The organism is Isoptericola sp. b408 (genome assembly GCF_030588085.1).
In the GTDB taxonomy this organism is placed as follows: Bacteria; Actinomycetota; Actinomycetes; order Actinomycetales; family Cellulomonadaceae; genus Isoptericola; species Isoptericola sediminis.
The window spans coordinates 344,247-356,523 of record NZ_JAUQYQ010000002.1 but is presented as its reverse complement, the minus strand read 5'-3'; the positions used below and the strand labels follow the sequence as shown (position 1 = coordinate 356,523).

Genomic DNA, 12,277 nt, shown 5'->3' with positions numbered 1-12,277 from the left:
CGGCCGAGGCCCCGTAGGATCGGCCCGTGGCCTCCACGACGACCGATCCCCTGCTCGGCCGCCTGGTCGACGGGCGGTACGAGATCGCCGCGCGCGTCGCGCGCGGCGGGATGGCCACCGTCTACCGGGCGCACGACCGGCGTCTGGGACGCGAGGTCGCGCTCAAGGTGATGCACCCGCACCTGGCCGACGGCGTCGACGGCGCGAGCTTCGTCTCGCGCTTCCGCCGCGAGGCGCGCGCCTCGGCCCGGCTGTCTCACCCCGGCGTCGTCGCCGTCTTCGACCAGGGCCTCGACGGCGACACCTCGTACCTGACGATGGAGTACGTGGAGGGCGGCAACCTGCGCGCCGCGCTGCTGGAGGGACCGCTGCCGGTGGGCCGTGCCCTGGACGTCACCACCCGGGTGCTCGACGCGCTCGCCGCGGCCCACCGCGTGGGACTGGTGCACCGGGATGTCAAGCCCGAGAACGTCCTGCTGGGCCACGACGGCTCGGTGAAGGTCGCCGACTTCGGTCTGGCGCGCGCCGTCACGGAGGTGACCTCGACCGCCAGCGGGACCATCCTCGGCACGGTCGCCTACCTGGCCCCGGAGGTCATCGCGTCCCGCGGGGCCGGCCCCGCGACCGACGTGTTCGCCGTCGGCGTCCTGCTCTCCGAGATGCTCACCGGCACCGTGCCCTACCCCGGCGAGCCCGCGATCGGCGTGGCCTACCACCACGTCCACGACGACCTGCCGGCACCGTCGGAACGCGTGCCCTGGCTGCCGCCGGAGCTCGACCGCCTCGTCGCCTCCTTCACGGAGCGCGACCCGCAGCAGCGGCCCGTGGACGCCGCGGCGGCGAGCGCCGCGGTCGCCGCCGCGCGCGCGGCATTGGATGACGAGATGCTCACGCGGCGCGCGGAACCGCCCGTGCTGCCGGTGCCGGCCGACGACGAGCACGACGCCACCGGGCCGGACGGCGAGCCGCGGGCGTCGGCGCTGCCCTCGGACGCCGTCGACGCGATCCCGGCCGCGCTCTTCACCCAGGACGCCGGGCCGGGCCACCGGACCGAGCACCTCGTCGTGGCCCCGACGCACACGATGACGGCCCCGGTCCGCACCGGGCCGAGCACCGGGCCGACCGGTGGCGGACGCACCGACCGACGCGGCGCCGTCCTGCGCACCGTGCTCCTGGTGCTGCTCCTGCTCGGAAGCCTCGGTGCCGGCGCCTGGTGGTGGTTCGCCGCCGGCCCCGGCGCGTGGACGACCGTGCCGGCCGGGCTCACGGGCGTCACCGTCGAGGACGCGCGCACCGAGCTGTCCTCGCGGGGCCTGGAGGCCACCGTCCAGGAACGCCACCACGACGAGGTCCCCGCCGGGGACGTGGTCTCGACCGACCCCGCGGCCGGCGACCGGGTCCGTCAGGACGGGGCCGTGACGCTGGTCGTCTCCCTCGGGGTCCGCATGCTGACGGTGCCCGAGAACCTGGTGGGTGCCGATCGTCAGGACGCCCGGTCGGCGCTGGAGGGAACGGGGTTCACCACCGAGGTCGAGGGCGCCTACGACGACAGCGCGCCGAAGGGCCGGGTCCTGGCCGTCTCCGTGCCCGAGGGGTCCGAGCAACGGCACGACACCGTCGTGACGCTCACCGTCTCGGACGGACCGGCTCCCGTGACGGTTCCCCAGGTGGTCGGCCGGACCGGCGCCGAGGCGGAGGAGGCCCTGGCCGGGTTCGGCCTGCGGACGGCCTACGCCGACCCGGAGCCGTCGGCGGAGGTCGCCGAGGGGACGGTGCTGCGCCAGGACCCCGAGCAGGGCGAGACGGCGTCCCGCACGGACACCGTCACCCTGACGCTGTCGTCGGGCCCGCCGCAGGTCGCCGTGCCCGACGTGATCGGGATGACGACCGGCGAGGCGACCACGGCCCTCGAGGAGGCCGGGTTCGAGGTCGAGGTGGACGGGCTCCTGGGCGGCTGGCTGCCCGCGTTCAGCGACGAGGTCCGCGACCAGGACCCCACCGGCGACGCACCGGCCGGGTCGACGGTGACGATCACCGTCTGGTGAGCATCTCCGCGACCTGGAAGGCGGTCTCGAGCGACTGCTGGTGATTGAGCCGCGGGTCGACGAGCGTCTCGTAGCGCTCGGCCAGCCCGGCGTCGGAGATCTCCTCGCTGCCGCCGAGCACCTCGGTGACGTCGTCGCCGGTGAGCTCCATGTGCAGGCCGCCGGGGACCGTGCCGAGCTCGCGGTGCACCGCGAAGAACCCGGTCACCTCGTCGAGCACGTCGGTGAACCGGCGCGTCTTGAAGCCGCTCTCGGAGGTGATGGTGTTGCCGTGCATCGGGTCGGTCACCCACGTCACGGCCAGACCGGCGTCGGTCACGCCCCGCACGACGTCGGGCAGCACGTCGCGCACCGTGCCGGCGCCCATGCGCGTGATGAACGTCAGGCGCCCCGGGGTGTTGTCGGGGTTGAGCCGGGCGGCCAGCGCGATCGCGTCGTCCGCCGTCGTGGTCGGGCCGAGCTTGACCCCGACCGGGTTGGCGACGTGCGAGAGGAACTCGACGTGCGCGCCGTCGAGCTGCCGGGTGCGCTCGCCGATCCACAGGAAGTGCGCGCTGGTGTCGTAGGCGCGGCCGGACCGGGGGTCGACCCGGGTCAGGGCACGTTCGTAGTCGAGGATGAGCGCCTCGTGGCTGAGGAAGAACTCGACGGTGCGCAGGGCGTCGAAGTCGGCCCCGCAGGCGTCCATGAACCGGATCGCCCGGTCGATCTCCGTGGCGGTGCGCTCGTAGCGCGCGTAGGCGGGGTTCTCCATGAAGCCGCGGTTCCACTCGTGCACACGCCGCAGGTCGGCGTACCCGCCCTGGGTGAAGGCACGCACCACGTTGGCCGTCGCGGCGGAGATCCGGTACGCCTGCTCGAGGCGGGCGGGGTCCGGGATCCGCGACGCGGGGGTGAACGCGTGACCGTTGACCATGTCCCCGCGGTAGCACGGCAGGGTGACGCCGTCGCGCGTCTCGGTGTCCGCCGAGCGCGGCTTGGCGTACTGGCCGGCGAGCCGGCCCATCTTCACCACGGGGGTGCTCGCCCCGTGGGTGAGGACGACGGCCATCTGCAGGATGGTGCGCACCTTGTTGCGGATGCGGGTGGCGTTCGCGTCCGCGAAGGTCTCGGCGCAGTCGCCCCCCTGCAGCAGGAACGCCTCGCCGCGGCCGGCCGCGGCGAGGCGTTCGGTGAGCGTGTCGGCCTCGGCGGGCACCACGAGGGGCGCCGCGACCGCCAGGCGGGCGGCGGCGGCGTCCAGGGCGTCGGCGTCCGGCCACACCGGCTGCTGCCGGGCCTCCAGCTCACGGAACCGGTCCAGGCCCTGGGGGTCGGTCCCGGGCGCGACGACGTCGACGGCGGTGCTCATGGTGCCCGTCCGCCTCAGTGCTCGGTGGGCTGGGCGGGCACGAGCGACTGACCGAGGTCGGCCAGCATCTCGCCGAACCACTCCTGGTGGACGTCGAAGGCCTTGCCGCCGGCGATGCGCGGGAACGCGATCGCCTTGAGCCTGTCCTCGTCCTCCTCGTCGTGGCCGATGACGCCGGGCTCGCCGCGCAGGGCGCACTCGACCGCCAGGTCCGTCATCGACTTGATGAGACGCAGGTCCTCGGCGTTCGCTGCCGCGGCACGCGAGTAGTAGCCGGACTTCTGGACCATGACCTTCTCGGCGCCCAGCTTCTCGGCGAACTGCTGGGCGAACCACTGGCCCGGGTTGATCGTGTCGAGCTTGACGTGGCCGAACGGGTCGCGCTGGACCTCCTCGCCGGCCGCCTCGAGCTGGGCGACGATCTCGTGCATGCCCGCCCCCTCGGACAGGAAGATGTTGACGTTGCCGTGGGTGTCCATGACCGTCTTGAGGCGCTCGGCCTCGGCATCGATGTCGATGGCCAGCTCGGGCACGAACACCGCGTGCACGTCCCAGCGCTCGCGGGTCAGACCCAGCGCCGGGGCGAACTCCTGGGCGTCGAGCCACTTGCGGTACTCCGCGGCGGCGGCGGCCGTCAGCCAGCCGCAGTGGCGGCCCATGACCTCGTGCACGATGAGCATGCGCGGGCCGGAGCGGTGCTCGCCGATGACGTTGGCAGCGAACCCGGCCGCCTCCTCGGCGGCGGTCCAGGCGCCGAGCGACTGCTTGATCGGCACCACGTCGTTGTCGATGGTCTTGGGCAGACCGACGACGGTGAGCTCGTAGTCGTTCTCGTGCAGGTAGGCGGCGAGATCCGCGGCGGTCGTGTTCGTGTCGTCGCCGCCGATGGTGTGCAGGACGTCCACGCCGTCGGCCTTGAGCTGCTCCGCGGCGACGTGCAGCGGGTCCTGACCCTCCTGGACGAGGCCGCGCTTGACGCAGTCGGCCGCGTTGGTCAGCTTCACGCGCGAGTTGCCGATCGGCGAGCCGCCGAAGCGGTGCAGGATGCCGGCCTGGCGGCGCGCCTCCGCACCGACCTCGATCTTCGTGCCGGTGAGCAGGCCGTGGTAGCCGTACTGGTAGGCGATGATCTCGATCGAGGGGTCGAGCTCGTTGTAGCGCTCGATGAGGCCACCGACCGCGGAGGACAGGCACGGGGCGAAACCACCGGCGGTCAGCAGGGCCACACGACGGACCGACATGAGGAGCAACCTCTCCTAGGGGATGAACAGCGCTCCCCATCCTACGAGGGCCGTCACGCCCCCGCGGCCCCGTCTCAGCGCTCGGGTCGGTCCCCGTCCGTGGCGGGCCCCCGCTCCGACGCCGAGCTGCCCGGCGTCGGGTCGACCGGCAGGCCCTGGGCGATGCGGGCCTTGGCCGTGGCCGCGTAGACGTCGACGTACTCCTGCTCGCTCAGGCGCAGGATCGCGTACACGATCTCGTCGGTGACGGCGCGCAGGACGAACCGGTCGTTCTCCATGCCGCGGTACCGGCTGAAGTCCAGGGGCTCGCCGATGACGACGCCGATGGGCATCGGCTTGGGCAGCACCTTGCCCAGGGGCTGGGCGACGTCGGTCCCGACCATCGCCACGGGCACCACGGGCGCGCCGGACTCCAGGGCCAGCCGGGCCACCCCCGTCTTGCCACGGTAGAGGCGGCCGTCGGGGCTGCGGGTGCCCTCGGGGTAGATCCCGAAGAGCTCGCCCTCGGACAGCACGCGCAGACCGGTCCGCAGCGCGGCCTCGCTCGCCTTGCCGCCCGACCGGTCCACCGGGATGGTGCCGACCCCGCGCATGAACCCGGCCACCAGCCGGCCGCGCAGCCCGCTGCCGGTGAAGTAGTCCGACTTGCCGAGGAACTTCACCTGCCGGTCCAGCACCAGCGGCAGCACGAAGGAGTCGATGACGGCGAGGTGGTTGCTGGCCAGGATCGCACCGCCGGTGCTGGGCAGGTTGTCCACACCACGGGTCCACGGGCGGAAGGCCATGCGCAGCACCGGTCCGACCAGCACGTGCTTCATCACCCAGTAGAACAACGGTCCTCCTCGCGGCGTCACCGACGACAATAGAGTGTTCCCATGGCCTCATCGAACCGGGACGCGGATCCGGACGACCTCCCGGACGCCGACGTCGACGCCCGTTGGACGGATATCGTCGCACGACTCGGCGACGTGGAGCAGTCGGGGCGCGACCTCGGACGACCCGAGGAGACCGTCGGCGGGACGGCGTCGGAGACGGTGACCGACCCGGAACCGACCGACGACGACGCGCCGTCGGCGCCCGTCGCGCGGGCGGCCGGCCCCCGGGACTGGCCGGCCTCCCCCGAGGTCGAGGCGCTCGAAGAGACTGAGTCGCACTTCGTGCCGCCGGACCCGGGGCCGATCACCCACCGCGACCCGCTGCTCACCCTCGCCTGGACCGTGGTCGTCGCGGTGCCGGTGCTCACCGTGCTCAGCGTCGTCCTGCGCGCGATGCTCGCCCAGCTCGTCGTGCCCGGCTGGCTGGGTCCGGCCGCCGGCGGGGCGTTCGTCGCTGCCGTCGCGGTGCTGGTCTGGCGCATGCCGGCCCGGCGCGACCCCGAGGACGACGGCCCCGGCGCGGTCGTCTGAGACCGCGCCCGGACCGCCGGCGTCAGCGTCGGGCCAGGTCGGCCGCGCCCACGATGCCGGCCTCGTTGGCGTGCTGAGCGAGCTCGACCTGGGCGACGGGCCGGTGGCCCAGCGCCGAGAGCTGCGCCTCGTAGGCCTTGCGGATCGGCAGCAGCAGCAGGTCCCCGGCGGCGCCGACACCGCCGCCGATCACGAACAGCTCCGGGTCCAGCAGGGCGGCGACGGACGCGGCGCCCTCGCCGATCCAGCGCCCGAGGTTCGCGAGCAGGTCGATCGCCAGCGGGTCGCCCTCCTGGGCCGCCTGCGTCACGTGCGGACCCTGGATGGCCTCGCGGTCGCCGCCGGCCAGCTCCAGCAGGCGCGCGGCGGCGTCACGGTTGGCCACCGCCGCCTGCCGGGCGTCACGCACGAGGGCCGACCCCGAGGCGTACTGCTCCCAGCAGCCCTCGTGGCCGCAGCCGCAGTAGTGCCCGCCCGGCACCACCCGCATGTGCCCGACCTCGGCGGCCACGCCCCACTTGCCGCGCACCAGCTCGCGGTCGACGACGACGGCGCCACCGAGCCCCGTCCCGACGGTCAGCATGATCATGTCGGTGGCGGCCCGGGCCGCACCGAAGCGGAACTCCGCCCAGCCGGCCGCGTTCGCGTCGTTCTCCACGACGACCGGGACGTCCAGGTCCAGCAGGTCGCCGACGCGCTGCGCCAACGGGTACTCGCGCCAGGCGATGTTCGGCGCGAACAGCACCGAGGACCGGTCGGGGCTGACGAAACCGGCCGCGGCCAGGCCGATCGCACCGACCTCGTGCTCCCGGGCCAGCTCGGTGCACGCGTCCGCGATCGCACGGTCGATGCTCGCGACGTCGTCGGCGACGGTGTCCCGCCGGACCTTCGCCAGGATGCGCCCGGCCTCGTCCACGACGCCGACGGCGATCTTGGTTCCGCCGATGTCGACTCCGATGGCGTGCATGCGTACGACCTCACGTTCGCTCGTCGGGGGGACGTCGCACGGCCCGGTGAGCCGCACCGACGCCGGGTGGAGGCGCGCTCCGTCGCGCCGGGGACAGCCTACCGACCTCCGCGACCGCCGCACGCACCGTCCGACTGGTGACCGGAGATGGCCCACGCAGGCCTTGCGACGCGGTATCGTGACGCTCCGTCGGACATCCCTGCCACTGGAGTCAGCCATGGACGAGACCACCACACCGCAGCTCGTTGAGCTGCCCCCCACCTACAACCTGAACACCCTGCTCGCCGACCGGATCTCCCCCGACCCCTCGGCGACGGTGCTCGAGCGCCCCGGGCCGTCCGGGTGGGAGAAGGTGAGCGGCACGGAGTTCGACGCGCAGGTCGTGGCGGTCGCGAAGGGTCTGGTCGCCAAGGGCGTCCAGCCGGGCCAGGCCGTCGGGATCATGTCGCACACGCGGTACGAGTGGACCCTGCTCGACTTCGCGGCCTGGGCGGCCGGCGCCGTCGCCGTGCCGATCTACGAGACGTCCTCGCGGGACCAGGTCGAGTGGATCGTCACCGACTCCGGCACCACCCTCGTGGTGGCCGAGGACGCCGAGATGGCCGACACCGTCAAGCAGGTGCAGGCCTCGGCCCCCACGCTGCACGCCGTCCTCTCCCTCGAGGACGGCGCCATCGCCGAGCTCACCGCCGCCGGCGCGGAGGTCGAGGACGCCGAGATCGAGCGCCGCCGGGCCGTCGCGCAGCTCGACGACGTCGCCACCATCATCTACACCTCCGGGACCACCGGGCGGCCCAAGGGCGCCGAGCTCACGCACGGCAACTTCGCGCTGCTCACGAAGAACGCCGTCGCGGCCCTCCCCGAGGTCTTCGAGCAGGACGGCGGGCGCACCCTGCTGTTCCTGCCGCTCGCGCACGTCTTCGCCCGGTTCGTCGAGGTGCTCGCCATCGCCGGCGGCACCGTGCTCGGCCACTGGGGCGACACCAAGACCGTCACCGAGGGCCTGGCGGAGTTCAAGCCCACCTATGTGCTCGCGGTCCCGCGCGTCTTCGAGAAGGTCTACAACTCGGCCGAGCAGAAGGCCGCGGCCGGCGGCAAGCTCAAGATCTTCCACTGGGCGACCGCCACGGCCATCGAGTGGTCCCGCGCGCAGGACACCGGCGGCCCCTCGTTCTGGCTGAACCTGCAGCACACGGTCGCGGACCGGCTGGTCTACAAGAAGCTGCGCGCGGCGCTGGGCGGCGAGGCCCGCTACGCCGTCTCCGGCGGCGGCCCGCTGGGCGAGCGGCTCGGCCACTTCTTCCGCGGCATCGGGCTGACGATCATCGAGGGCTACGGCCTCACCGAGACGACGGCCCCGACCTCCGTCAACCGACCCAGCAACAACCGCATCGGCTCCGTCGGGGAACAGCTGCCGGGCTGCGGGGTCAAGATCGCCGAGGACGGCGAGATCATGCTGCGCGGCGTGCAGGTGTTCAAGGGCTACCACGACAACGCCGAGGCGACCGCGGAGTCGTTCGACGGCGAATGGTTCCGCACCGGTGACCTCGGCTCGCTGGACGACGACGGCTTCCTGCGGATCACCGGTCGCAAGAAGGAGATCATCGTGACCGCGGGCGGCAAGAACGTCGCCCCCGCCGAGCTGGAGGACCGCATCCGCGCCCACGCGCTGGTGAGCCAGTGCGTGGTCGTCGGTGACAACCGCCCGTTCATCGGTGCGCTGATCACCCTCGACCCGGACGGCCTGCCCGGCTGGTGCAAGATGCACGACAAGCCGACCCTGTCGGTCGAGGAGGCCAAGTCGGACCCGGACGTGCTGGCCGCGCTCGACCACGCCGTCACGCGGGCCAACGAGGCGGTCTCGCGCGCCGAGTCGATCCGCAAGTTCTCGGTGCTGCCCGAGGACCTCACCGTCGAGAACGGCTACCTCACGCCCTCGATGAAGGTCCGGCGCAACGTCGTGCTCGACGACTTCTCCGCCGACATCGACTCCCTCTACCAGGACACGCGCACGCAGTCCCCCGCCTGACCGTGCGGCCGGGCCGGCACCTCGCCGGCCCGGCCCCACCGTCGGCACCGCCGCCCCGACCTGCTGTCGGTGGCGGCCGCTAGCGTCCCCGCCATGTCGATCACGTCCACCCGTGGGCAGCCGGGGACGAGCGTCCAGCCGTCGTTCGCCGACCTGGGGACCCCGCTGCAGGACGTCACCTTCGTCGTCGTCGACCTGGAGACCACGGGCAGCCGTGCCGACGACGCCGGGATCACCGAGATCGGCGCGGTCAAGGTCCGTGGCGGCGAGGTGCTCGGCGAGTTCCAGTCGTTGGTCAACCCCGGGCGGCCGGTCCCGGCGTTCGTGGCCCGCCTGACGGGCATCACCACCACGATGGTCGCGACCGCACCGGACCCCGACCTCGTCCTGCCCAGCTTCCTGGAGTTCGCGCACGACGCCGTGCTCGTGGCGCACAACGCCCCGTTCGACATCGGCTTCCTGCGGGCGGCCTGCGCCGAGCTGGGCTACGCCTGGCCGGGTTTCGCCGTCGTCGACACTCTCCCGCTGGCCCGGCGCGTCGTGACGCGCGACGAGGCCCGCAACCACAAGCTGTCCACGCTCGCGGCGCTGTTCCGGGCCGGCACCTCCCCCGACCACCGCGCGCTCGCCGACGCCCGCGCGACGGTGGACGTGCTGCACGGCCTGCTCGAGCGGCTCGCCCCGCTCGGCGTGACCCACCTGGAGGACCTGGCCACCGCGTCCGACCCGGTGCCGGCGGACGTGCGGCGCAAGGCCACCCTCGCCGACGGCCTGCCCTCCTCCCCCGGCGTGTACCTGTTCCGGGGACCGGACGACGAGGTGCTCTACGTCGGCACCTCGACCAACATCCGTCAGCGCGTGCGGTCCTACTTCACCGCCGCCGAGAAGCGCCGGCGCATGACCGAGATGGTGCGGATCGCCCACGCCGTGACGCCGGTCGTGTGCGCGACGCCGTTGGAGGCCCGGGTGCGCGAGCTCCGCCTCATCGCGGAGCACGCCCCGCGCTACAACCGCCGGTCCAAGCACCCCGAGCGACGGTCGTGGGTCCGCCTGACCGACGAGGCCTACCCCCGGCTCTCGGTGGTCTCCGAGGTGCGCGGCGACGCGCCCCACATCGGCCCGTTCACCTCGCGCCGCACGGCGTCGGCCGCCGTCGAGGCCGTGCACGACGCCCTCAGCCTGCGCCAGTGCACGCAGCGCCTGCCCCTGGTGGCCCGGGAACGACGCAGCCCGTGCGCGCTGGCCGGGCTGGACCGGTGCTCGGCGCCCTGCACCGCCGTCGAGACGCCCGACGTCGGCTACGCCGCCGTCGTGGCGGAGGCGACCGCGGCGCTGACCGGTGACCCCGGGGTCGTGGTGCGGGCCCTCGGCGAACGGGTCGCCCGCCTGGCCGCCCAGGAACGGTTCGAGGAGGCCGGGCAGGTCACGGCCCGGCTGCGTGCCTTCGTCGGCGGCGCGGCGCGTGCCCAGCGGCTGGACCCGCTGAGCCGGTGCGCGGAGCTCGTCGCCGGTCGGCCGACGCCCGCGGGCGGCTGGGAGCTGGTCGTGGTGCGGCACGCCCGGCTGGCCGCGACGGCGGTCACCGGCGCCGGCGAGGACCCCTGGCCCGTCGTGCACGCCCTGCGGGCCACGGCGGAGGTCGTCGACGCGCCGACGCCGCCGGCCCCGGCGTGCCATCCCGAGGAGGCGGCGCTGATCCTGGACTGGCTCGACCAGCCCGACGTCCGCCTGGTCGACGTCTCGGACCCGTGGACGTGCCCGGTCCGGTCCGCCGTCGCGCACGCCGACCTCGACGACGTGGCGGCCACGGTCGCGCTGGCCGTGGGCGAGGCCGCCGATACGATGGCCGCATGCTGACCGCCATCGTGCTGATCGACACCGCCGCCGACCAGATCCCCGAGGTCGCGTCCCGCGTCACCGACCTGCCCGGCGTGAGCGAGGTCTACTCGGTCACCGGCAAGGCGGACCTCGTGGCGATGGTCCGGGTGAAGGAGCACGACGCTCTCTCCGACGTCATCGCCGACGGGATCAGCAAGATCCCGGGCGTGCTGCGTACCGAGACGCTCATCGCGTTCCGCGCGTACTCGCACCTGGACCTCGAGCAGGCCTTCGCCCTCGGCCTGGACGACTGACCGGCGCGGGCCCCCGCGGGTCCCGGGTCCTCAGTGCTGCGTGGCCTCGACCCACCGCGCGAGCACGTCGGCGGCGCCGCCCTCGTCGACGCTGCGTGCGGCATGCGCGGTGCCCGCGGCGAGGCGCTCGACGAGGGAGCCCTCGGCGGTGCCGGGCAGCGACCCGTCCGCGACGAGCGCCGCGGCGGCGTTGAGCAGGACCGTCTCGCGCACGGGGCCGCGGTCGGCACCGGAGAACACCGCTCGCGCCACCTCGGCGTTGTGCGCGGCGTCGCCGCCCCGCAGGTCCTCGATCGCGATGCGGCGCAGGCCCAGGTCCGCGGCGGCGTCGAGGCGCTGCTCGACCACCTCGCCGTCGCGCACCTCCCACACGTCCGCGCCGCCGGTGGCGGCGAGCTCGTCGAGGCCGTCGTCGCCGCGGAACACCAGAGCACGCGTGCCCCGGGCGGCGAGCACGCCGGCCATGAGCGGGGCCATCCGCGCGTCCGCGCAGCCCACGGCCGTGGCGGCGGGCTGGGCGGGGTTGGTCAGCGGCCCCAGGAAGTTGAACGCCGTCGCGATCCCCAGGTCGCGCCGCGCCGTCCCGGCGTGACGCATGGACGGGTGGAACATCCCGGCGAAGCAGAAGGTGATGCCGACCTCGAGCGCGATCTCCGCGACCCGCTCGGCCGGCTGGTCGAGCCGTACGCCGAGCGCCTCGAGGACGTCGGCCGACCCGGACGAGGAAGAGGCGGCGCGGTTGCCGTGCTTGACCACGCGCGTGCCGGTCCCGGCCACGACGACGGCGGCCATCGTGGAGATGTTGACGGTGTGGTGGCGGTCCCCGCCCGTGCCCACGAGGTCGACCGACGGGCCCGGGACCTCGATGCGCGTGGCGTGCGCGAGCATCGCGTCGGCGAGCCCGGTGAGCTCGGCGGCCGTCTCCCCCTTGGCCCGCAGGCCGACCAGGAAACCGGCCAGGCGGGCCGGCGGCACCTCGCCCGACATGACCTCGTCCATCGCCCAGGAGGTCTCCTCGGCGCTGAGGTCGTGGCCCGCGACGAGTGCGGAGAGCACGCCGGGCCAGGTGGGGACGGTGGGGTCGCTGGTGGGCACGGCGGTCCTCT

Annotated in this window: 10 protein-coding genes; 5 read left to right on the top strand and 5 right to left on the bottom strand. The window is 73.9% G+C overall.

The window, feature by feature from the left end; translation table 11 throughout:
* The first annotated feature begins 26 nt into the window (after positions 1 to 26).
* Complete coding sequence (gene pknB, locus Q6347_RS07300) at positions 27 to 2,045, top strand: Stk1 family PASTA domain-containing Ser/Thr kinase (RefSeq protein WP_304607026.1); 2,019 nt, start codon at positions 27 to 29, stop codon at positions 2,043 to 2,045.
* On the opposite strand, the gene Q6347_RS07295 is transcribed toward pknB, so the two are convergent.
* The 3 genes from Q6347_RS07295 to Q6347_RS07285 all read right to left on the bottom strand — a co-directional run bounded on the left by Q6347_RS07295 (position 2,032) and on the right by Q6347_RS07285 (position 5,470).
* On the bottom strand, positions 2,032 to 3,396 hold the full coding sequence (locus Q6347_RS07295; protein WP_171248094.1) for a class II 3-deoxy-7-phosphoheptulonate synthase: 1,365 nt from the start codon (positions 3,394 to 3,396) through the stop codon (positions 2,032 to 2,034). The two genes, pknB and Q6347_RS07295, sit on opposite strands and share 14 nt — an antisense overlap.
* A gap of 14 nt (positions 3,397 to 3,410) precedes the next feature.
* Complete coding sequence (locus tag Q6347_RS07290; RefSeq protein ID WP_304604202.1) at positions 3,411 to 4,637, bottom strand: pyrophosphate--fructose-6-phosphate 1-phosphotransferase; 1,227 nt, start codon at positions 4,635 to 4,637, stop codon at positions 3,411 to 3,413.
* 74 nt (positions 4,638 to 4,711) lie between these two features.
* Positions 4,712 to 5,470 carry a 1-acyl-sn-glycerol-3-phosphate acyltransferase gene (locus tag Q6347_RS07285; protein WP_304604203.1) on the bottom strand — a complete coding sequence of 253 codons (759 nt, stop codon included), beginning with the start codon at positions 5,468 to 5,470 and terminating at the stop codon, positions 4,712 to 4,714.
* A 42-nt stretch (positions 5,471 to 5,512) separates the two neighbouring features.
* Between Q6347_RS07285 and Q6347_RS07280 the strand changes: the two genes are divergently transcribed.
* Positions 5,513 to 6,043 (top strand): hypothetical protein, encoded by a 531-nt coding sequence (locus Q6347_RS07280; RefSeq protein ID WP_304604204.1) that lies wholly within the window; start codon positions 5,513 to 5,515, stop codon positions 6,041 to 6,043.
* Between the two features lie 22 nt (positions 6,044 to 6,065).
* Here Q6347_RS07280 and Q6347_RS07275 read toward each other — a convergent pair whose 3' ends face one another.
* Positions 6,066 to 7,010 (bottom strand): ROK family glucokinase, encoded by a 945-nt coding sequence (locus Q6347_RS07275; protein ID WP_171248091.1) that lies wholly within the window; start codon positions 7,008 to 7,010, stop codon positions 6,066 to 6,068.
* Positions 7,011 to 7,227: 217 nt separating this feature from the next.
* Here Q6347_RS07275 and Q6347_RS07270 point away from each other — a divergent pair, with 217 nt between their 5' ends.
* The 3 genes from Q6347_RS07270 to Q6347_RS07260 all read left to right on the top strand — a co-directional run bounded on the left by Q6347_RS07270 (position 7,228) and on the right by Q6347_RS07260 (position 11,171).
* Positions 7,228 to 9,039: a long-chain fatty acid--CoA ligase gene (locus Q6347_RS07270; protein WP_304604205.1), complete on the top strand. Its 1,812-nt coding sequence runs from the start codon at positions 7,228 to 7,230 to the stop codon at positions 9,037 to 9,039.
* 93 nt (positions 9,040 to 9,132) lie between these two features.
* Positions 9,133 to 10,896: a DEDD exonuclease domain-containing protein gene (locus tag Q6347_RS07265; RefSeq protein WP_304607025.1), complete on the top strand. Its 1,764-nt coding sequence runs from the start codon at positions 9,133 to 9,135 to the stop codon at positions 10,894 to 10,896.
* Positions 10,890 to 11,171 carry an Lrp/AsnC family transcriptional regulator gene (locus tag Q6347_RS07260; RefSeq protein WP_304607024.1) on the top strand — a complete coding sequence of 94 codons (282 nt, stop codon included), beginning with the start codon at positions 10,890 to 10,892 and terminating at the stop codon, positions 11,169 to 11,171. Before Q6347_RS07265 ends, Q6347_RS07260 begins: the two co-directional genes overlap by 7 nt.
* Before the next feature lie 30 nt (positions 11,172 to 11,201).
* Here Q6347_RS07260 and trpD read toward each other — a convergent pair whose 3' ends face one another.
* Complete coding sequence (gene trpD, locus Q6347_RS07255) at positions 11,202 to 12,266, bottom strand: anthranilate phosphoribosyltransferase (protein ID WP_304604207.1); 1,065 nt, start codon at positions 12,264 to 12,266, stop codon at positions 11,202 to 11,204.
* Positions 12,267 to 12,277 lie beyond the last annotated feature (11 nt).

Bases quoted from the DNA above. Each gene is read 5' to 3' on its own strand.
- Q6347_RS07295 (WP_171248094.1), bottom strand. From the start codon at position 3,396: ATGAGCACCGCCGTCGACGTCGTCGCGCCCGGGACCGACCCCCAGGGC.
- Q6347_RS07290 (WP_304604202.1), bottom strand. From the start codon at position 4,637: ATGTCGGTCCGTCGTGTGGCCCTGCTGACCGCCGGTGGTTTCGCCCCG.
- Q6347_RS07280 (WP_304604204.1), top strand. From the start codon at position 5,513: ATGGCCTCATCGAACCGGGACGCGGATCCGGACGACCTCCCGGACGCC.
- Q6347_RS07275 (WP_171248091.1), bottom strand. From the start codon at position 7,010: ATGCACGCCATCGGAGTCGACATCGGCGGAACCAAGATCGCCGTCGGC.
- Q6347_RS07270 (WP_304604205.1), top strand. From the start codon at position 7,228: ATGGACGAGACCACCACACCGCAGCTCGTTGAGCTGCCCCCCACCTAC.
- Q6347_RS07265 (WP_304607025.1), top strand. From the start codon at position 9,133: ATGTCGATCACGTCCACCCGTGGGCAGCCGGGGACGAGCGTCCAGCCG.
- Q6347_RS07260 (WP_304607024.1), top strand. From the start codon at position 10,890: ATGCTGACCGCCATCGTGCTGATCGACACCGCCGCCGACCAGATCCCC.